At 60.4% G+C, this 18729-nt stretch carries 21 protein-coding genes; 11 read left to right on the forward strand and 10 right to left on the reverse strand.

Features of this window, described 5'->3' with window-relative positions; all coding sequences use genetic code 11:
- Positions 1-293: 293 nt before the first annotated feature.
- The 3 genes from pip to AC1DM5_RS02245 form a co-directional block, all read right to left on the reverse strand.
- Positions 294-1253 (reverse strand): prolyl aminopeptidase, encoded by a 960-nt coding sequence (gene pip / locus AC1DM5_RS02235; protein ID WP_477819505.1) that lies wholly within the window; start codon positions 1251-1253, stop codon positions 294-296.
- A 256-nt stretch (positions 1254-1509) separates the two neighbouring features.
- Positions 1510-2121, reverse strand: coding sequence for a PilZ domain-containing protein (locus tag AC1DM5_RS02240; RefSeq protein WP_007816614.1), 612 nt, complete (start codon positions 2119-2121; stop codon positions 1510-1512).
- 122 nt (positions 2122-2243) lie between these two features.
- Positions 2244-2861 (reverse strand): PAS domain-containing protein, encoded by a 618-nt coding sequence (locus tag AC1DM5_RS02245; RefSeq protein ID WP_477819506.1) that lies wholly within the window; start codon positions 2859-2861, stop codon positions 2244-2246.
- 292 nt (positions 2862-3153) lie between these two features.
- Here AC1DM5_RS02245 and AC1DM5_RS02250 point away from each other — a divergent pair, with 292 nt between their 5' ends.
- The gene (locus AC1DM5_RS02250) at positions 3154-3933 is read left to right on the forward strand and encodes a rhomboid family intramembrane serine protease (RefSeq protein ID WP_477819507.1); all 780 of its coding nucleotides are present in this window, start codon (positions 3154-3156) and stop codon (positions 3931-3933) included.
- Positions 3934-4032: 99 nt separating this feature from the next.
- A complete protein-coding gene (locus AC1DM5_RS02255; protein WP_477819508.1) occupies positions 4033-4467 on the forward strand; it encodes a CBS domain-containing protein in 435 nt (144 codons plus the stop codon).
- Positions 4468-4596: 129 nt separating this feature from the next.
- Here the strand turns inward: AC1DM5_RS02255 and AC1DM5_RS02260 are convergent, their stop codons facing one another.
- From AC1DM5_RS02260 to folE, 3 genes are all read right to left on the reverse strand, one after another.
- Complete coding sequence (locus tag AC1DM5_RS02260; RefSeq protein WP_477819509.1) at positions 4597-5565, reverse strand: patatin-like phospholipase family protein; 969 nt, start codon at positions 5563-5565, stop codon at positions 4597-4599.
- Positions 5566-5680: 115 nt separating this feature from the next.
- Positions 5681-6133 carry a phosphoribosyl-AMP cyclohydrolase gene (gene hisI, locus AC1DM5_RS02265; protein ID WP_113323439.1) on the reverse strand — a complete coding sequence of 151 codons (453 nt, stop codon included), beginning with the start codon at positions 6131-6133 and terminating at the stop codon, positions 5681-5683.
- Positions 6134-6158: 25 nt separating this feature from the next.
- Entirely contained in the window at positions 6159-6773 is a 615-nt protein-coding gene (gene folE / locus AC1DM5_RS02270) for a GTP cyclohydrolase I FolE (protein ID WP_037102484.1), read from the reverse strand.
- A 307-nt stretch (positions 6774-7080) separates the two neighbouring features.
- Here folE and AC1DM5_RS02275 point away from each other — a divergent pair, with 307 nt between their 5' ends.
- The 5 genes from AC1DM5_RS02275 (at position 7081) to AC1DM5_RS02295 (ending at position 11558) form a co-directional block, all read left to right on the forward strand.
- Positions 7081-7527, forward strand: a complete 447-nt coding sequence (locus AC1DM5_RS02275; protein ID WP_477819510.1) for an iron-sulfur cluster assembly scaffold protein — start codon at positions 7081-7083, stop codon at positions 7525-7527.
- Positions 7528-7530: 3 nt separating this feature from the next.
- Positions 7531-7935, forward strand: coding sequence for a membrane protein insertion efficiency factor YidD (yidD, locus tag AC1DM5_RS02280; protein ID WP_477819511.1), 405 nt, complete (start codon positions 7531-7533; stop codon positions 7933-7935).
- A 1-nt stretch (position 7936) separates the two neighbouring features.
- The gene (locus tag AC1DM5_RS02285) at positions 7937-8464 is read left to right on the forward strand and encodes a DUF1697 domain-containing protein (protein WP_439015021.1); all 528 of its coding nucleotides are present in this window, start codon (positions 7937-7939) and stop codon (positions 8462-8464) included.
- Between the two features lie 122 nt (positions 8465-8586).
- On the forward strand, positions 8587-10593 hold the full coding sequence (gene thrS / locus AC1DM5_RS02290; protein ID WP_477819512.1) for a threonine--tRNA ligase: 2007 nt from the start codon (positions 8587-8589) through the stop codon (positions 10591-10593).
- A 125-nt stretch (positions 10594-10718) separates the two neighbouring features.
- Positions 10719-11558, forward strand: coding sequence for a lysophospholipid acyltransferase family protein (locus AC1DM5_RS02295; RefSeq protein ID WP_477819513.1), 840 nt, complete (start codon positions 10719-10721; stop codon positions 11556-11558).
- A 27-nt stretch (positions 11559-11585) separates the two neighbouring features.
- On the opposite strand, the gene AC1DM5_RS02300 is transcribed toward AC1DM5_RS02295, so the two are convergent.
- Positions 11586-12692, reverse strand: coding sequence for a hypothetical protein (locus AC1DM5_RS02300; protein WP_477819514.1), 1107 nt, complete (start codon positions 12690-12692; stop codon positions 11586-11588).
- Between the two features lie 113 nt (positions 12693-12805).
- Here AC1DM5_RS02300 and AC1DM5_RS02305 point away from each other — a divergent pair, with 113 nt between their 5' ends.
- From AC1DM5_RS02305 to AC1DM5_RS02315, 3 genes are all read left to right on the forward strand, one after another.
- Complete coding sequence (locus AC1DM5_RS02305; RefSeq protein ID WP_477819515.1) at positions 12806-13390, forward strand: nitroreductase family protein; 585 nt, start codon at positions 12806-12808, stop codon at positions 13388-13390.
- Complete coding sequence (locus AC1DM5_RS02310; protein ID WP_477819516.1) at positions 13390-13992, forward strand: flavin reductase family protein; 603 nt, start codon at positions 13390-13392, stop codon at positions 13990-13992. The genes AC1DM5_RS02305 and AC1DM5_RS02310 overlap by 1 nt, the downstream gene beginning before the upstream one ends.
- 122 nt (positions 13993-14114) lie before the next feature.
- Positions 14115-15245 carry a DUF2336 domain-containing protein gene (locus AC1DM5_RS02315; protein ID WP_477819517.1) on the forward strand — a complete coding sequence of 377 codons (1131 nt, stop codon included), beginning with the start codon at positions 14115-14117 and terminating at the stop codon, positions 15243-15245.
- Here AC1DM5_RS02315 and AC1DM5_RS02320 read toward each other — a convergent pair.
- Positions 15242-15649 carry a hypothetical protein gene (locus AC1DM5_RS02320; protein ID WP_477819518.1) on the reverse strand — a complete coding sequence of 136 codons (408 nt, stop codon included), beginning with the start codon at positions 15647-15649 and terminating at the stop codon, positions 15242-15244. The two genes, AC1DM5_RS02315 and AC1DM5_RS02320, sit on opposite strands and share 4 nt — an antisense overlap.
- 130 nt (positions 15650-15779) lie before the next feature.
- Here AC1DM5_RS02320 and AC1DM5_RS02325 point away from each other — a divergent pair, with 130 nt between their 5' ends.
- Positions 15780-16238 carry a GNAT family N-acetyltransferase gene (locus tag AC1DM5_RS02325; protein ID WP_477819519.1) on the forward strand — a complete coding sequence of 153 codons (459 nt, stop codon included), beginning with the start codon at positions 15780-15782 and terminating at the stop codon, positions 16236-16238.
- 12 nt (positions 16239-16250) lie between these two features.
- Here the strand turns inward: AC1DM5_RS02325 and AC1DM5_RS02330 are convergent, their stop codons facing one another.
- Both AC1DM5_RS02330 and AC1DM5_RS02335 read right to left on the reverse strand, forming a co-directional pair.
- Complete coding sequence (locus tag AC1DM5_RS02330) at positions 16251-17435, reverse strand: AI-2E family transporter (RefSeq protein ID WP_113185217.1); 1185 nt, start codon at positions 17433-17435, stop codon at positions 16251-16253.
- Positions 17436-17551: 116 nt separating this feature from the next.
- A complete protein-coding gene (locus AC1DM5_RS02335) occupies positions 17552-18688 on the reverse strand; it encodes an esterase-like activity of phytase family protein (RefSeq protein ID WP_477819520.1) in 1137 nt (378 codons plus the stop codon).
- Positions 18689-18729 lie beyond the last annotated feature (41 nt).

Consider the following 18729-nt stretch of genomic DNA (forward strand, 5'->3'; position numbering starts at 1 on the left):
AAAGCGCATCGAACTTGATTCAAATCCACATCGAATACGCTTAAAATTAAAAGCGCATTCGTCTCGAATTCGATTAAAATTGAAGGATTGGGAAAAAGGCTTTCGGGCGGGAAATGGCCGAAAAACGGACAGGCTGTTAACGATTTTCGATAAGCCGGGTAAATTTCTGCGACAAGCTGCAGCGGGGATGGCGGCCGGCGGAGATCCGATTGAAGCCTACAAACAGGCGGAATCGCCATGCAGAAAGCCGATTCCGCCTTACGTCCCGATTCTCCGCCTCAAAAATAATTTTGTCAGAGATCGCGGAATCTGTTCGTCGCAGCGACGATTGCGGCGGCAATATCGGCATTTGCAGTAGAATGGGCCGCCTTTGGCAGCACGATGAGCTCGGCGCCCGGCCATGCGCGGGCAAGTTCCCAAGCGGTGACAAGCGGTGCTTCTATGTCGAAGCGTCCGTGGATGAGAAAGCCGGGGATGCCGGCGAGGCGATCGGCATTCTTCAGTAGGATGCCGTCTTCGAGCCACGCGCCCTCGCGGAAATAGTGGGTGATGATGCGGGCGCGCGTCAGAAGGTAGCGCGGATCGGACCATCGCCCGGGCAGACCGGCGGGATCGGCAAGAAGGATTGTCGCCGCTTCCCATTCATGCCAGTCGCGCGCCGCTTTCAGCCGCACCTGCTCTTCGGGATCGTTGAGGAGTTGATGATAGGCGCTCACCCTGTCGATGCCACGGAGCTCCGGTGGTAGCGCCTTGCCGAAACGGTGCCATTCCTCGGGAAAGAGCGGCGCCATGCCGCGATAGAGCCAGTCGATTTCGGAACACCGTGTCGTGGTGACGCCTGCAATGATTATGCCGCTGACATGATCCGGATGGAATTGCGCATAGGCGAGCGCCAGCGTCGAACCCCAGGAATTGCCGAAGATGATCCACTTTTCCACGCTAAAGAGGCTGCGCAGCTTCTCTATATCCTCGATGAGATGGGCGGTCGTGTTGCGGGAGAGGTCGGTCGCAAAGTCGGCAGCATTCGGCAGGCTGCGCCCGCAATTGCGCTGATCGAAGAGGATGATGCGGTACACGGACGGGTCGAAATAGCGGCGCGCAGCGGTGGAACAGCCGGAGCCTGGTCCGCCGTGCAGGACAAGCGCCGGCTTGCCCACCGGATTGCCGCAGGCCTCGCAATAGATAAGGTTGCCGTCGCCTGTATCGAGCAGGCCGTGTTGATAGGGTTCGATTTCCGGAAACAGAACTGACATGACCGCGCCACTTGTTAAGGCGCGCTGTATCCTTCAAGTCTGTGACGGATAAATGACAAGAGCGGCGGCATTCTATGGCGTCGGCCACACGAGATGCAGGAGATTATTCAGCCCAACATGGAAATTGTCAGTCCTACCTCTTGCAGTATAGGACAGAAAACTGGGCGTAAAACCGCAGCCCACTTTTGCTGGAATTGCTTTCTTGTTTTACGCAATTCCGGACGCAAAACCGCAGCGCACTTTTTCTGGAATTGCTTTAGAGAAATTCGCGCAACGTCTCGCGCGACTGGACCGACAGAAACTCGATCGCAACACCTTCGGAGAAGTGGCGAACGACACGGCCGCGCATGTTGCCGAGGCGAACAGGCGTGCCGAGCGGCGGGCGCACTTCGCAATCGACGGCGGCGCCCGAGAGCGAAAGGTCCATGATGCGGCAGGTGTAGCGCGTGCCGTCTTCGAGTGTGAGGTCGGTCTTGGTCTCGCGCGGGGTCAGACGATCATGACGGCGATCTTCCGGCAGGCCGAGCTCGTGTTTGTTGGCAAGCCAGGTGAGCTGGGCGGCGAGTTTCTCACGCTTGCGCTCGGTGGCGTTGATCGACATGGTGAAGCCACGCATATCGACGGTCTGCACATGGCCTTCGACGCGGCCGAGATGGTCGATGTAGGCGACGATGCGTTCATTGGCGCGCGGGCGGCCAGCGCAGGTGACATACATGTCGCCGGGCGACATATCGATCACCATGCACTCGAATTCCTCGTAGTTCGCAAGCATCAGCCGGCCCTGCATATTGATGGGCACGCGCTGGAACACTCCCTGTTCTGGGCGCGGCGCAGGTCGGTGCGTCTGAGCGGGCTGGAACGAGTGCATCAAAGGGCTTCTTTATGAAATCGCTGAGCCCAATCCTTACCTGCAATCCCTTAACAGAAGGTTGTGGAACGAGCCGCCGCATAACCCTAAAGTACTATAGGCGGCGACCCAAAATGGAACGGTCAGCGAGCAGCTGCCCCATGCAGGAAATGCGACATGGCGCGCAGCATGACGCGGCCGAACGTGGCCTGTTTTTCGGCGGCGACCTCGACAGGGCGACGCGGTTCGGCCTCAGTTGTGCGGCCGAACTTGTCGTGCAGCAGCCGGCTGCGATCGAGGGCGAGAAGCTCCAGTGGCACGATCTCCAGCCAGCTTGCAGCAGCGGCAGGCGCGATGGCGCCGAGCAGCCGGTCGCAGCCGCCTTCGGGCGAACGCAGCGGCATCATGATGATCTCGAAGGCCGCATGATGGCCGGCGGTACTGTAGCCCGTCGCGTTGAAAAGCGTTGGAATGGCGTGAGCCATGACGCCCTGTGCCGTCCTTTCGATATCCTCGTGCTGGCCGTTGGCCCAGAGGGCGGAGAAACGCTCGCCGCGCAGATCGCGGCCGAAGAGATCGCAGATCTTCGTGCCGGCGAGGCGGAAGCGGATATGCCGGTCTGCCGCCGTCTCCAAGATGAAGAGGCTCGACAGGAGATGAGGGATCGCGCCGGGCTCGATCTGCGATTTCAGCGGAGCGTCCCGGCCGCCGCGCAGAGCATTCCAGTAGCCGAATATGTCGATCGTGATCTGAAGGCGCATGGCAGTGTCTCATTTCGGTTCATTGGGGCGCGGTTTTCGCCCCTTCACCTTCTACCTTGCGGATTTCATGCCAAATCCGGCGAGTTAAGGTTAAGAAAGGGTTTCGCTTGAGTGCCGGGACCTGTCATGAGACCGTCTCTCCATCACTTCGAACAGTGAAGTTCTGCACAAGACTGCCAGGGGGAGGGGCATCCTTCGGGGAACCCAGGCGAGCCGTCCGGCCAGTTTCGGACGGCTTTTTTTTTGATGTCGGCTCCTGTATGGCTGTGGCCTGCAACGAGGCGATGAGAGCATGAACGAACAGACGTCCGGGCCTGACCAGGCATTCCAGCCTTCGCAGCCCGAACCGCCGGCCCGGCCGCCGCGCCAGCCGGTCTTCAATCTTCCGCCGGCGCTGCTTGCCACGCTGCTGCTATTGATCCTGATCTTCGTCGTGCAATCGCTGCTGCCCGATGATTGGTTTCAATGGTTTCTGTTCAACTTCGGCTTCATTCCGCTGCGCTATGCCGTTTCGCTTGCAGAGCAGGGGCCGCAGCTCTACTGGACGCCGGTCACCTATTCGCTGCTGCACGGAAGCATCGAGCATATCGTCTTCAACGGCCTGTGGCTGATGGCCTTCGGCGCGCCGGTCGTGCGCCGCATCGGCGCGTTCCGCTTCATCGTCTTCTGGATTCTTTCCTCTGTCGCCTCGGCGGCCCTGCATGCGGCCCTGAACTGGGGTAGCGAAGGACTGCTCATCGGGGCATCGGGTGTGGTCTCGGGCCTCATGGGCGCGGCCTGCCGCTTTGCCTTCCCCTCCGGGCGGCAGATGGTCCGCCCCGCACACCTCAATCCGCGACTGTCGGTGCTGCAGGCGATGCAGAGCCGCACGGTGATCATCTTCACGCTGTTATGGCTGGTCGGCAACGCGCTGATCGCCGTCGGCATCCCGCTCGTCGGCGACGGCAGCCAGGAGATTGCCTGGGATGCGCATATCGGCGGTTTCGTCTTAGGCTTCTTCCTTTTCGCTCTCTTCGACCGGAAACTGCCTGAAGAACCCGTGCCCCATCCTGACGACGAGTTGCAATCCTGACCCAAGCAGTGCACCATTGATCAATCCGCGATGGGAGGAGAAACCGCCGCGGAGCCTGTGTTCCCGACAAGTGTTTCACTTTCGCCATGGGAGGTACAAATGGCCAGTTCCGTCAAGGCAATACTCGATCTGAAGGGTCGTGACGTCGTCACCACCGGGCCGAATACCACGGTTGCGGAGGCGGCTGCGATTCTGAGCAAAAAGAAGATCGGCGCGATCGTCGTCGTCGGCATGGAAAACAAGATTTCCGGCATGTTCACCGAGCGCGATCTCGTGCATGTCATCGCCAAGTCCGGCAAGGACGGGCTCGATCAGACGCTTTCTTCAGTCATGACCTCGAAGGTCCTCCGCTGCAACGAGCAGACCTCGGTCAACGAGCTTATGCAGCTGATGACCAGCAAGCGTTTCCGCCACGTTCCCGTGGAAGCCAACGGCAAGCTTGCCGGCATCATTTCGATCGGTGACGTCGTGAAGTCGCGCATTGCCGAGGTCGAGCGCGAGGCCGAAGAAATCAAGGCTTATATTGCAAGCTGAGTGACTCTTTATTCTAGGCAATTCCGGACGCAAAACCGCTGAACACTTTTGCTGGAATTGCTTCGGTAACGTGTGCGCGCAATTCCGGACGCAAAACCGCTGAACACTTTTGCTGGAATTGCTTAGGCGTCAGGGGTGCCTGGCGTAGAGTTCCTGCATACGCTGCAGCTCGGGCAGCCTTGCCCGGGCTTCTTCATAGCCACGTTCGATGGCTTCCCCGGCACGATGGAATTCCGACAGGCCGATGTCCGACAGGCGCGGCTGCAGCGAGATATCGGGCGGATCACCGGCAAGGCGCGCTCGCGCGATACGATCCTGAATAATGTTGAAGGCCTGCACCATGACGCCGGTCATGCCCATCCTGGCGGCATAGGGCGCATCCCTCTGCTGCTGCACTTCGGCAGGCGAGAGGCTGGCATTGTGGCGAACGACGGCGGAACGGCCGTAGAGATCATAGTTGAGGTTGACGGCGACGACGAGCGGCTGCTCGTAGCTTCGGCAGACGGAAACCGGCACGGGATTGACGAGCGCGCCATCGACCAATGTGCGGTTATTGCTGCGCACCGGCTCGAAAATGCCGGGCAGGGCGTAGGATGCGCGGATCGCCGTGATCAGCGAACCATTGGCGATCCAGACTTCGTGCCCGGTGTTGACCTCGGCCGCGACGGCGACAAAGGGCCGGTCGAGATCCTCGATCGTCAGTCCTTCCAGATGTTCCTGCATGCGTTTGGTCAGCCGCATGCCACCGAAGAGGCCGGAGCCGCCGATCGTCAGGTCGAGCAGGCTTGCGATGCGGCGCATGGTGAGCGAGCGAGCGAAATTTTCCAGCTCGTCCAGCTTGCCGGCGAGATAGCAGCCTCCGACGAGCGCGCCGATCGAGGTGCCGGCGATCATGCCGATCTCGATGCGGGCCTCATCGAGCGCACGCAGCACGCCGATATGCGCCCAGCCTCGAGCGGCGCCGCCGCCAAGCGCCAGGGCAAGCTTTGCTTTTTTTTCGGGAACGGCGAGCACAGGAGAAACGGGCGTATCATCACGCACCGCCAAGCCGGAACCGCCCCCATCGGAGCTTTGACGATTCATACTCCAGCCCAACATGGCGTTCCTTCCTCCCGGCAGAACACTGGGTTCCTATTAACCGCCCCGAACCCTTTCCAAATTGTATATAGAGACGACCAGCGTCGCAATAAGGAGCAGGTGGCCGGGATTTGGCCTATTTTCCGTAGATGTCCTTGGGATCGAAATGCAGGTCGTCATCGACGATGGTCAGCATGGGCTTTCCATCCTCCAGGGTGACGGTGCGGTAGAAGCAGGAGCGGCGGCCCGTGTGACAGGTCGCGTCATGGCCGGCGACCTCGACCTTCAGCCAGATGGCGTCCTGATCGCAGTCGGTGCGGATCTCCTTGACGGTCTGGAGATTGCCCGAGGTCTCGCCCTTCTTCCAGAGCTTGCCGCGCGAGCGGCTGAAATAGTGGGCGAAGCCGGTCTGGATGGTCAGCGCCAGGGCCTGCGCATTCATATGGGCGACCATCAGCAGTTCGCCATCACCGGCATCGGTGACAATGGCCGTGATCAGACCGCGATCGTCGAAGCGCGGCGTGAAATCGCCAGCATCCTCCAGCTCGGATTTATCGTCCGACGGCTGGTTGAAAATCAGTTCACTCATCGCGGCCCTCCTGAGGGAGCTGATCTCAGCGGCCCCTTACCATTGTCATGAATCGGACCTGATCGGCCGGTTCAGTCTTGAACGTTCCAGTAAAGGTTGTCGTCAATGTGGTCGAACCCTGCTTCTGAACGCCGCGCATGGCCATGCACATATGTTCGGCCTCGATCATGACGGCGACACCGCGCGGACGCAGCGTTTCATCGATGGCCTTGGCGATCTGCGAGGTCATCGTTTCCTGCGTCTGCAGGCGGCGGCCGTAGATTTCGACGACGCGGGCGATCTTGGACAGGCCGAGAACGCGTCCATCCGGCATATAGGCGACATGCGCCTTGCCGATGATAGGCACCATGTGATGTTCGCAGTGAGAGAAGAAGGGAATGTCCTTCACCAGCACCATGTCGTCATAACCGGCAACCTCCTCGAAGGTCCGGCCGAGCACGTCTTCCGGGCTCATCTCGTAACCGGCGAAGAGCTCGCGATAAGACTTGGCGACGCGGGCAGGCGTATCCAGCAGGCCCTCACGCGACGGATCGTCGCCAGCCCAGCGCAGCAGGACACGAACAGCGTCCTCTGCCTCCTGCTGGGAGGGGCGATCGGATTCACGGGCGGTCTGCGGAAAATTCTTGACGATGGCGTCCATATTCAATGGTCTCCTGGTCCGCAACGCGGACCTTATTCGGACTAGCCACTGGTACCCCAAGCGGGAATTCTTGCACCTTTGGCAGGCTCCGGGGCTTTTCAGGCTCGCTTTCTCGAACCCTTCAGGCACGGTTTCCCAATCAAACTTATCCGGGCCCATTGCATTTCAATGGCCCTCGAACGACATACATATAGGAAGACGACCCTGGTATGTAAGTATGCTGTCGTTTGACTGTGTGTTTTTTGTTTACATGACAATCACATAGGAATTAGCGTCGCTTTTAGGCGTTTTTGGAGCCAAATCCGTCATGGATGACATCTATAACAGCAAAATCCTCGAATTTGCCGGCAATATTCCTCTGACCGGCACGCTTGACGATGCGGATGCGAGCGGCCAGGCGCATTCCAGGCTCTGCGGCTCGAAAGTGCGCATCTGGCTGAAAATGGATGGCGATAAGATCAGCGCCTTTTCGCATGACGTGAGGGCCTGCGCCCTCGGCCAGGCCTCCTCCTCGATCATGGCCCGCCATGTTGTCGGCGCGACATCAGGCGAAGTGCGCAAGGCGCGCGAGGATATGCTCGCCATGCTGAAAGCCGATGGCGAGGGGCCGGATGGACGGTTCGCCGACATGCGCTATCTCCTTCCCGTGCGTGATTACAAGGCGCGTCATGCCTCCACCATGCTGACCTTCGACGCTGTCGTCGATGCCATCGGCCAGATAGAGGCAAAGCGCGCTGAAACCGTCGAGGTGTAAGCTATGTGCGAATTCTGTCTGCTGCGCGAAGAAGAGGAAGACGAGGGCGGTGCCGCCGCGCCAAAGCCTCGCGCCCAACCGCTGCAGAGATTTTCGCGCAACTACCAAGGCCCGTTCCGCAAGACGCCTGACCGCCTTTTCGGCATGGGGCTCATCCGCCTCTATCAGTTGACGCTCTCCGGCTTCGTCGGCAATTCCTGCCGGCATATCCCGACCTGCTCCGAATATGGCTATGAGGCCGTCGCCCGCCATGGGCTCTGGGCCGGTGGCTGGATGACACTCTTCCGCGTCGGCCGGTGCGGTCCGGGCGGCACAAGTGGGCTCGATCCGGTGCCTGACAACCTCGAATCCCGTTTCCGCTGGTTTACGCCGTGGCGCTATTTCGCGCTCGGGCGGAAGGAGGCATAAGGTGTGTACCTTCATCGCACTTCTGCACAGCATCGTCCTGACCTCCGAGCGGCGCGTGATCATGGAAGATCTACGAAAGCTTGCCGAAGAGCTGGGCTATCGTGAACCGCGCACACTGGTCTCCACCGGCAACCTCGTGTTCGAGGCAGATGAAATGCGGCCGCACGAAGTCGAAGAGCAGTTGGAGGAGGCTTTTGAAGAAAAATTCGGCAAGCATGTCGATATCATCGTGCGCAGCGACTGCACCTGGATGGCGCTCTGCAGCGCCAATCCCTTCAAGGACGGTGTTGGCGACCAGGTGATCGTGCGCGTCAACCGGCTGCCGATCGACCCGGACAAGGTGGAAGCGCTGAAGCCGCTCCTTGCCGAAGGGCAGCGGATGAAGCTTGTCGGTTGCGATCTCTGGATCGATTTCCACGGCAAGCCGAGCCAATCGAAGCTGCTATCGGCGCTGACGACCAAGCGCATGGGCGTGGGAACGATGCGCAACTGGAACACAGTGCGCGGCCTTTTCGATATGGTCCTCTAGGCTCGCTTCTCCTTTACTCAGACACCAAATATCAGTATCAGGCGGCAGCGGCATTCCCGGTGGATGACGCTTCCGTTTCAACCACCCGCATTCGTTGGCGGGACTGGACAAGGAGAATTTGAATGTCCCAATCCGTTTCCCTGACATTTCCCGATGGTTCGGTGCGCAGCTTCCCGGCTGGCGCGACCGGCAAGGATGTTGCCGAATCCATTTCCAAGTCGCTCGCCAAGAGCGCTGTCGCGATTGCGATCGACGGCACCGTGCAAGACCTTTCCGATGCCGTCACCGACGGCAAGATCGAGATCATCACGCGCAAGGATGGCCGCGCGCTGGAACTCATCCGGCATGATGCCGCACACGTGATGGCAGAAGCCGTACAGGAACTGTGGCCTGGCACGCAGGTGACGATCGGCCCCGTGATCGAGAACGGCTTCTATTACGACTTTGCCAAGAACGAGCCTTTCACGCCCGACGATCTGCCCAAGATCGAAAAGAAGATGAAGGAGATCATTGCCCGCAATGCGCCCTTCACCAAGCAGATCTGGTCGCGCGAGAAGGCCAAGGAAGTTTTTGCCGCAAAGGGCGAACAGTACAAGGTCGAGCTCGTCGATGCGATTCCCGAAGGGCAGGATCTGAAGATCTACAATCAGGGCGAATGGTTCGACCTTTGCCGTGGCCCGCACATGGCCTCCACCGGCCAGGTCGGCACCGCCTTCAAGCTGATGAAGGTTGCCGGCGCCTATTGGCGTGGCGACAGCAACAACGCAATGCTCTCGCGCATCTACGGTACGGCATGGGCCGATCAGGCCGATCTCGACAATTACTTGCATATGCTGGCGGAAGCCGAAAAGCGCGACCACCGCAAGCTCGGCCGCGAAATGGACCTGTTCCATTTCCAGGAAGAAGGCCCGGGCGTCGTCTTCTGGCATGGCAAGGGCTGGCGCATCTTCCAGTCGCTCGTCTCCTACATGCGCCGCCGGCTTGCCGTCGATTATGAAGAAGTCAACGCGCCGCAGGTGCTCGACACTTCGCTCTGGGAGACGTCGGGCCACTGGGGCTGGTATCAGGAAAACATGTTTGCCGTGAAATCGGCGCATGCGATGACGCATCCGGAAGACAAGGAAGCGGATAACCGCGTCTTTGCGCTGAAGCCGATGAACTGCCCCGGCCACGTGCAGATCTTCAAGCATGGCCTGAAGTCCTATCGCGAACTGCCGATCCGTCTGGCGGAATTCGGTCTCGTCCATCGCTACGAGCCTTCGGGGGCGCTGCATGGTCTGATGCGCGTGCGCGGCTTCACGCAGGACGACGCACACATCTTCTGCACCGATGAGCAGATGGCTGCCGAATGCCTGAAGATCAACGACCTGATCCTGTCGGTCTATGAAGACTTCGGCTTCAAGGAAATCGTCGTCAAGCTTTCGACCCGTCCGGAAAAGCGCGTCGGCTCCGACGCGCTCTGGGATCGCGCGGAAGCCGTCATGACCGATGTCTTGAAGACGATCGAGGCGCAGTCCGAGGGGCGCATCAAGACCGGCATCCTGCCGGGCGAGGGCGCTTTCTACGGGCCGAAGTTCGAATATACGCTGAAGGACGCCATCGGCCGCGAATGGCAGTGCGGCACGACGCAGGTCGACTTCAACCTGCCGGAACGCTTCGGCGCCTTCTACATCGACAGCAATTCGGAAAAGACGCAGCCGGTGATGATCCATCGCGCCATCTGTGGCTCCATGGAACGTTTCCTCGGCATCCTGATCGAGAACTTCGCCGGCCATCTGCCGCTGTGGGTTTCGCCGCTGCAGGTCGTCGTCGCGACGATCACCTCAGAAGCCGACGCTTACGGCCAGGAAGTGGCCGATGCGTTGCGCGAAGCCGGGCTGCATGTCGAGACCGACTTCCGTAACGAGAAGATCAATTACAAGATCCGCGAACATTCCGTTACGAAAGTTCCCGTCATCATCGTCTGCGGCAAGAAGGAGGCGGAAGAGCGCACGGTCAATATCCGCCGCCTCGGCAGCCAGGAGCAGACATCGATGTTGCTGGATTCGGCGATCGAAAGCCTTGCCCTGGAGGCAACACCGCCCGATATCCGTCGTAAGCTCGAGGCAAAGAAGGCCAAGGCAGCCTGAAAATTGCCTTTTGGATAATGGCAGCGCCCGGCATTGATCTGCTTGACGCTGTCAGAAATCTGACATGCAACAGTAATATAGCCGCCACAAAACAGGGGACGGGTTTCATCCCGGCAGGCATTCGAGTGCGCTTCAAAGAGCTTTCCTACGCGAACGAACGGGATCCGCGCTTCAAGCGCTGGCTCATCCGATCCATCGAGGGCCTTTCCGGCCGTGACCGCTATGTACGGCTCTATGACATCTGGCGCAGCGATATTGTCGGCAAGAGCGACCGCGTCTTCGGCAAGATGCTCGATCTCATCGATGTCGAGATCAATGTGAAGGGCAGCTGGCCGCTCGAGCCGGTGCCGGCCGAGCCGATCGTCATCGTTGCCAACCATCCCTTCGGCATCGGCGACGGCATCGCGGTGCTGGCGCTTGCCGAGCAGATTGGCCGTCCATTCCGGGTACTGATCCACAATGATCTTCTCAAGGTGCCGGAAATGGCGCCTTATTCGCTGCCGATCTCCTTCGAGGAGACCAAGGAAGCGATGGCGATGAACATGAAGAGCCGGCACGAGGCAGTTCGCCTGCTGAAGGAAGGCACGACGATCGTGATTTTTCCGGCTGGCGGCGTTGCCACCGCCAAGAAGGGCTTCGGTCGCGCCGAGGACCTGCCGTGGAAGATGTTCCCGGCCAAGCTCATCCAGGCGACCCGCGCCAGCGTGCTGCCGATCTATTTCGAAGGCCAGAACGGCCGGCTCTTCCATCTCGCCAGCAGGGTTTCGATGACGCTGCGCCTGTCGCTGCTCATCCGCGAATTCCGCCGTCTTTCAGGCAGCACGATCACCGCGCATGTGGGCAGGGTACTGTCTTGGGAAGAACTGAGCAGCGGCAGCGATCGCAAGGATCTGCTCGCCCGTCTCTTTGACGCCGTCTTCTCGATGGCGCCGAAGAAGAAGGCCTTCCTCAAGCGCGCAAGCTGAACATTTCCGGAGATTTCGGACGCGGCGTCAGTCGAGGCTGGCGCCGTCGCCGCTTTGCAGATCTTCATAGGACGGCAAGGGCGGCTGCGGCGGGATCTCGCCGCCCGGCTGGGGCACACCCTTCGGCCCGGCCGAGGTCTGCCCCGGCGGCACGGCTGTCGCAGCCGGAGCAATCGGCTGCTGGGCCTGCTGGTTCTTCATTAGCACTTCGACATCGGTATTGACGCCCGCAGCGACGGTGAAGTCACGCTGATAGATCTTGTCCTTGTTGCGGGCGACCGCCGTGTATTCACCTTCCGCCAGGACCATGGCCGGAAAGGCGCTCACACTTTCGCCGACGCTGTCGCCGGCTGCCGTCAGGATCGACCAGGCGGTATCGGCGATCGCTTCGCCGCCGGTTTCCGAGACGAGCTTAAAATTGATCTGTGCCGCCCTGTGCTGGATCGTCGCTTCGGTGAGCTTGCCAGCCTCCACCTGGATGTCGGCACGGATGGTCGCGTTGACATTGCCGTATTCGGAAACGACGTGATAGGTGCCGGCATTGAGGCGCACGACCGTATTCGGCGGCACATCGGCCATGACAAGGCCGCGCTCGCCGTCGTCGCGAACTTCCGAGGAATAGATCGAGAAGCTCAGCTGGTTCGGGCGGATACGGACATCGGAGCCGGAGACGGCGTTGAGCAGCAGCCCGCCGGCATCGAGAACCATCACCTGCTTGTCGACTGCGCCTTCATCCGACACCGTCAGCTTCTTGGTGACGCCGGCGCGGCCGAAGGAAACGTTGACGAAATAATCGCCGGCAGCGAGCTGGAAGGCTGCGGTGCCTCCACGGGAGCTGGCGATGAGCGGCAGCTTGCCATCATTTCCAGCGACGGGACTGAATACATACCAGGAAAGCCCGTCTTCGACAGGCGCGCCATCGGCCGTGAGCTTGGCTTCCAGCGAGACGTCACGCAGATGCACGCCTTCCTGCGCCGTGCCTGGCGCGATGAACGCGTTGAGCTTCGGCATTTTCGGCGTCGATTCGAGCTGCTTGAACTCCTTGAAGGCGTCCTGGGCGGCGGCGCCAAACGGCGTCAGCAACATCAGGGCAACAGCAAGGCCGATCCGTGCAAAAGGCAAAATGCCAAACATCCTGTTCGTGAACCGATTGACTTCTGAAATCGCAGAGTTCACTTCAAGACCAATGCCATGGCAAATTCAAGACCTGTGGCCAGCCTCTGCATACAAATGAGAGTTTCTCCCGCATGAAATCCGACATCAAGCTGATCGATTATCTCGCCGTGCGCCGCTCCGTCCCTGCGTTCCAGATGTGCGAACCGGGACCGGTAAAGGACGAGATCGAGGAAATCCTGCGCCTTGCATCGCGCGTTCCCGATCACGGCAAGCTCGCCCCCTGGCGCTTCATCGTCTATCGCGGCGAAGAGCGCGTGCGGCTGGGCGAAGAACTGCTGAAGCTGGCGCTCGAAGCAAAACCCGATCTCTCTGAGGAAATGATCCTGGTGGAGCGCGCACGCTTTACCCGTGCGCCTGTCGTCGTCGGCATCGTCAGCAAGGCCGGTCCGCATTTCAAGATCCCGGAATGGGAGCAGATCATGTCGGCGGGCGCGTTGTGCCTCAACGTTATCCTGGCTGCCAATGCGCATGGTTATGTCGCCAACTGGCTGACAGAATGGTTCGCCTTCGACGAACGCGCCTATCCGCTGCTCGGCGTCCAGCCGGGCGAAAAGGTTGCCGGTTTCATCCACATCGGCTCCACCACCTTCCCACCCGTCGAGCGTCCACGCCCTGAGCTGACCGAGACGGTCACCTGGCTCGGCGGCGAAGACTGATGTTCTACGCAACGGACACCAACCGGCATGGGTTGGCGCACGATCCCTTCAAGGCGATCGTCGCGCCACGGCCGATCGGCTGGATCGGCAGCAAGGGCAGGGACGGGTCGATCAATCTCGCGCCCTATTCCTTCTTCAATGCGGTCGCCGACAAGCCGAAGCTGGTGATGTTCTCATCGAGCGGGCACAAGCATAGCCAGAAAAACGCCAGGGAGACCGGCGTTTTCACCTGCAATTTCGTCAGCCGCAATCTGGCGGAGAAGATGAACCTGACCTCCGCCGCCTTGCCTTACGGTAGCAACGAGTTTGAATTCGCCGGGCTGACCCCAAAGCAGGCGGAGCTCATCGATGCGCCCTATGTGGCGGAGGCTTTCGCCGTGCTGGAATGCAAGGTGACCGAGATCATTGAGCCGAAGACGCTGTCCGGCGAAGCATCCGAGAATGTCTTTGTTTTCGGAGAGGTCGTCGGCATCCATATCGATGAGGCGATCGTCAGAGATGGCCGGTTCGATGTGGCGCTGGCGCGGCCGATCGCACGCATGGGCTACATGGATTATTGCGAAGGCAGCGAGGTCTTCGAAATGTTCAGGCCGAAGGTCTGACCTCGGCACAAGGCTTGAACAAAGCCTAATAAATATGGTGAACCAATCATAAACTTTTTCCGGCTATCGTCCTTGTATTGAATAAGACGCGAAGGAATCGCGTTCGGTGCTGGGGCGTTGTCGTGATCATTGAAGCATTTCTTCGTTGGGTCGAAACGGCCAAGACGGCTGACAGGGCGGCCGCTGCAAATGCTCTGGGACGCGTCTATCTCAAATCGGAAATGTCGGACGAGCGGCGCGACGCTGCTGAAAAGGCGATGACCTACCTGCTCGACGATCCGTCGCCGCGTGTGCGGCTTGCGCTCGCCGAAGCAATCGCCTGGGCGCCGCATGCGCCGCGCAACATCATTCTCTCGCTTGCCGAAGACCAGCCGGAGATCGCCTGCCATGCAGTGACCTGCTCGCCGATCCTGACCGATGCCGATCTCGTCGATCTCGCAGCACGCGGCAGCGGTGCAACGCGCATGCTGATTGCGGCGCGCGCCCATGTGACCCGCCCCGTTTCGGCGGCACTTGCCGAAGTCGGCGACGAGGACGAAATTCTCTGCCTGCTCGAAAATGACGGCGCGGCGATTTCCGCCCAATCCCTGAAGCGGATTGCCGAACGGCTCGGCGATGTCAGCGACATCAGAAACCTGCTTCTCGACCGCATCTACTTGCCGGCCGATGCCCGCCAGCTTCTGACGCAGCATGTCAGCAATGCTCTGGTCGGCCTGCCGCTGGCGCAAGCGGCGATCGGCCTGCAGAGGCTGCAGCGCATCAGCCGCGAGGCGACGGAAGCGGCGATCGTTTCCATCGCCGGCGATATCGCGCCGATCGAAGTGCCAGATCTCGTCGAACATCTTCGCCTGAACGACCGGCTGACGCCTTCCTTCCTCATGCACGCGCTCTGCTGCGGCAAGGTGGAATTCTTCGCCTGCGCCATCGTCAACCTGTCAGGCTGCAGCGACCGGCGCGTGCGGGCAATCCTTGCCACGGGCCGCATGCATGCCGTGCGCGCGCTCTATGAATCGGCGGGCCTGCCGCGCGATATCAGCATCATTTTCGTGGAAGCGACGTTCCTTTGGCGCGAGGCTTCGCGCAACACCTCGGCCTCGCTGCTCGGCAGCATCTGCGGGCGCCTGCTCCAGAAATTCCACAGCCGGGTCGGGCAGCATGACGCCGTCGGCGAGTTGCTCGATATGGTCGAGAAGCTGCATGTCGCCGAGCAGCGCCGGTCGGCCCGTGTCTATGCGTCACTTGCCGCTGCCTAGTCGGTAAAGCGGGCTGCGGCCCAGGAATAGCTTGCAGAGACGAAATGCAATGGCTTCGCCAGGGTGTTTTTCACATCATGGCCGGAAGGCAAATTGGCGCGCACACGCCCGGCAATAGTATCCACAAAACCGCCAAGACCATCCCGTTGTTCGGCTACCTCGGGCGCTGCTGGTGCAGCAGGCGCCGGCTTGGCCGGTTCGGCAGCGGCAAGCGACTTCGGTGCCTCGCAGACGGCAATGACGGTCGGATAGCTGGCATTGGCATAGGTCTTCAGCCGCTGTTCGGCCTCGGCATCGCAGGCGACGACGGTTTCCCAGTGCTTGTCGACCGTGGCGACGTAATTGCACTGGCTGACGGAATCGTCGCAACCGAGGATCGTCATGGCGATGAGGACGGCTTGCATATTTTGCCTCCATGGCTATTGAGCGTGTCATCCCCTTCGAAAGCACAATTCCAACGGAATGAAGGCAGCGATATTAACTCCTTGTCATCAAGGGAAAAATCACGCGTTTCGCCGGAACAGGAGAGAGAAAATGTCCGTCACCATCGCTCTGGAACCGCCGCGCCAGAATGGCGTGATTCGCCTTCTCGATCTCTCCGACGCCTATGCGCAGTCGCTCTATCCGCCCGAGAGCAACCACCTCGTCGATATCTCCACGCTGGAAAAGCCATCCGTGAGCTTCCTCGTGGCGCGTAACGGCAGCGAGATCGTCGGCTGCTGTGCGTTGGTGGAGGCAGGTGACGGGACGGCCGAGATCAAGCGCATGTTCGTCGATCCCGAGGCGAGGGGCCTGAAGGTCGCCAGCCGCCTGATGGACCGGCTGGAGGAGATCGGCAGGGAGAAGGGTCTCGACGCAATCCGCCTGGAGACCGGTATCTATCAACCGGAGGCGATCAGCCTCTACAGGAAATACGGATATCACGAGATCGAGCCTTTCGGCTCCTATCAGCCGGATCCGCTCAGCCTTTTCATGGAAAAGCGCCTGGCCTAAGCCGGAAAAGCCCTAGCCTTCGGCAGCACGCTGCACCGGAGGCGCCTGCTCGTCGAGGATGATCTGCGGTCCCGCATCGGCGGCGCGGACTTCATGTATCCATTCGCGCCAGATCGCGACCAGCAGCGCCATCAGCACCGGGCCGATGAAGAGGCCGAGGAAGCCCATCGTCTTAACGCCGCCGACGAGGCCGAAGAAGGTCGGCAGGAACGGCAGCTTGATCGGTCCGCCGACGAGCTTGGGGCGCAGCGTCTTATCGACAATGAAGAGTTCGACCGTGCCCCAGACGAACAGACCGATGCCGGCGACATGCGAGCCGCTGGCCAGCAGATAGACGGATACCAGCGTGAAGGAGAGCGGCGCTCCGCCCGGGATCAGCGCCATGACACCGGTCAAAACGCCAAGGGTGACGGGCGAGGGCACGCCGGCAATCCAGTAGGCGACGCCGAGCACGATGCCTTCGCCGATGGCAATCAGCGTCATGCCCATGACGGTCGAACTGATGGTGGCAGGCACGACGCGGGAAATACGCTCCCAGCGGTTCGGCAGGATACGCTCGCCGAGCATGTCGATCTGCTTGGAGAAGGAGAAGCCGTCGCGATAGACGAAGAAGAGCGCGATCAGCATGAAGAGCAACGTCAGGAACAGGTGGAAGGCACCACCGCCGGCCGCCAGAATTGCGCGGTAGATATTGCCGATATTGGCACCGCTGACTGCCTGGATGAGCTCACCCATGGCGCCGGGGCTGCCGATATATTTCGTCCAAAGTTCGTCGAGATAGGAACCGGCCAGAGGCAAGGCGACGATCCATTGCGGCGTTTCCGCCCCGAAGCGGTTGGCGTGGATCGCCCATGCGACCCAGGTGCGCACTTCACCGGTCGTATAGGCAACCGCAAGGCTGATCGGAATGACGAGGAAGGTGACGATGAGGACGATCGCGATCGTCGCGGCGACCGTCGTATTGCCGCCGACGCGGGCAACCAGCTTGCGGTAAAGCGGCCAGCTCGCAAAGCCGATGACGAGGGCTGCGAGCACAGGCACCACGAAGCCGTAGAAGAAATAGACGCCAGCCGCAGCAACAAGCACGAGCAGCCAGCGGGCAGCCGAAATGGAGGGTATCAGCGGCGTACGTATCGTCGCCGACGGCCCCAGCCATCGCGGCTCCGTATTGGTTTTCTGACGATCAAACACACCCACACGCGCCTCTTTTTATTGTTGTCCTAGTTTATGGGCTATGAACCGGGCGGTTTCAAGGTCCGCCCGGATAAAGCGTATACAAAGCGTGGTTATTTGGTCGCTGAATCCTTGAGATATTATTGCGGGCGGCGGTTGATCTTGAAGGCGTAGAACTGTGTCTTCTGGCCGGTCGAGAAATTATTGTCAGAACCGAGGATCAGGACATCCGTGCCGTCCTTCGCCTTGCCGATCGCCATGGCCTCGATATTGTCGGGCGTCAGGCCAATGGCGCGGAGATCCAGCACCTGGCTCTTGCGAGCAGGAACAACGCGCTGATCGTTCTTGGCGAGCGAAGCGATGCCGGAAACGTCGGTCGCGCCGTCGAGATCCATCATAAAGAGCTTGATGTTGTTGCCGAAGCCCTGGGCATAGCTGCGCTCGACGGCGAGCAGGCGATGATCGTCAAGAGCGATCATTTCCGACATGCCGTTATCGTTGCCGCCGTCGGGTTTGGCGGCAGCCTGAGGGATCGGCGAGACCGGATAGACATATTGAGCCTTCGGCTCGCCGGTTGCGCCGTCATAGCGGATAATGCGCGAGAGGCTGCCGGTCGTCAGGCTGGGGTTCGGGCCGTCCTGATAGAGGGCAGCTTCGACGCCGACGAACACGTCACCGGACGGAGATACGGCCAGATCCTCGAAAGCGAGGTTGTCGCGGATGCCGGTCGACTTGTCGGCGGTCGGCGTAAAACCGTCGGGCAGCTTGAACTCGCGCACGAAGGCGCCATCAGGAGAAGCGACGCGGACGAATGGAGCGATCAGCGCCTTCGCATCACCTTCGCTGCCCCAGTAGATGCCGTCCTTGCCGAAGCGGATGGATTCCGGATCGACAGTGCGGACGGCGAAGGGCTGGCCGTTTTTATCCTGGAAGGTGGTGTGCTTGGCGATGGTGACGCCCTTGAGGCCGGCGGCGCTGACGTCGATATCGAGATCGTAGAAGCGGGCCGGGGCCTTTTCGGAGCGGTCGTCGCTGATGGCGATGTAGTGGCCGGTGGCGGCATCGAAATCAAGACCAGAAATGCCGCCGAATTCGACGCCGTTTTCCATCTGGCCGGTCGGGATAACGAATTCACCGAGATAGGAAAGCGAGATCGCTGCCGCGCAATCGCCGAAGGGGCAGGCGGTCTCGACGGTCGCGCCGATATCGGTGGCATAAACGGAGGCAGTGCTGGACAGGAGAACAAAAGCGGCAGTCGCAAGAAAACGCTTGGTCATGGCAAATATCCGGCAAAGGGTTGAAACAAAACGGCCGGCGC

This window comes from Rhizobium sp. 01T437 (genome assembly GCF_056398505.1).

Excerpts from the sequence above, each read along its gene's own strand:
- pip (WP_477819505.1), bottom strand. The coding sequence starts at position 1,253 with ATGTCAGTTCTGTTTCCGGAAATCGAACCCTATCAACACGGCCTGCTC.
- AC1DM5_RS02305 (WP_477819515.1), top strand. The coding sequence starts at position 12,806 with ATGAAATCCGACATCAAGCTGATCGATTATCTCGCCGTGCGCCGCTCC.
- AC1DM5_RS02250 (WP_477819507.1), top strand. The coding sequence starts at position 3,154 with ATGAACGAACAGACGTCCGGGCCTGACCAGGCATTCCAGCCTTCGCAG.
- thrS (WP_477819512.1), top strand. The coding sequence starts at position 8,587 with ATGTCCCAATCCGTTTCCCTGACATTTCCCGATGGTTCGGTGCGCAGC.
- AC1DM5_RS02240 (WP_007816614.1), bottom strand. The coding sequence starts at position 2,121 with ATGCACTCGTTCCAGCCCGCTCAGACGCACCGACCTGCGCCGCGCCCA.
- AC1DM5_RS02325 (WP_477819519.1), top strand. The coding sequence starts at position 15,780 with ATGTCCGTCACCATCGCTCTGGAACCGCCGCGCCAGAATGGCGTGATT.
- AC1DM5_RS02260 (WP_477819509.1), bottom strand. The coding sequence starts at position 5,565 with ATGTTGGGCTGGAGTATGAATCGTCAAAGCTCCGATGGGGGCGGTTCC.
- AC1DM5_RS02245 (WP_477819506.1), bottom strand. The coding sequence starts at position 2,861 with ATGCGCCTTCAGATCACGATCGACATATTCGGCTACTGGAATGCTCTG.
- AC1DM5_RS02320 (WP_477819518.1), bottom strand. The coding sequence starts at position 15,649 with ATGCAAGCCGTCCTCATCGCCATGACGATCCTCGGTTGCGACGATTCC.
- yidD (WP_477819511.1), top strand. The coding sequence starts at position 7,531 with ATGTGCGAATTCTGTCTGCTGCGCGAAGAAGAGGAAGACGAGGGCGGT.
- AC1DM5_RS02310 (WP_477819516.1), top strand. The coding sequence starts at position 13,390 with ATGTTCTACGCAACGGACACCAACCGGCATGGGTTGGCGCACGATCCC.
- AC1DM5_RS02335 (WP_477819520.1), bottom strand. The coding sequence starts at position 18,688 with ATGACCAAGCGTTTTCTTGCGACTGCCGCTTTTGTTCTCCTGTCCAGC.
- AC1DM5_RS02255 (WP_477819508.1), top strand. The coding sequence starts at position 4,033 with ATGGCCAGTTCCGTCAAGGCAATACTCGATCTGAAGGGTCGTGACGTC.
- AC1DM5_RS02275 (WP_477819510.1), top strand. The coding sequence starts at position 7,081 with ATGGATGACATCTATAACAGCAAAATCCTCGAATTTGCCGGCAATATT.
- folE (WP_037102484.1), bottom strand. The coding sequence starts at position 6,773 with ATGGACGCCATCGTCAAGAATTTTCCGCAGACCGCCCGTGAATCCGAT.
- AC1DM5_RS02300 (WP_477819514.1), bottom strand. The coding sequence starts at position 12,692 with ATGTTTGGCATTTTGCCTTTTGCACGGATCGGCCTTGCTGTTGCCCTG.
- hisI (WP_113323439.1), bottom strand. The coding sequence starts at position 6,133 with ATGAGTGAACTGATTTTCAACCAGCCGTCGGACGATAAATCCGAGCTG.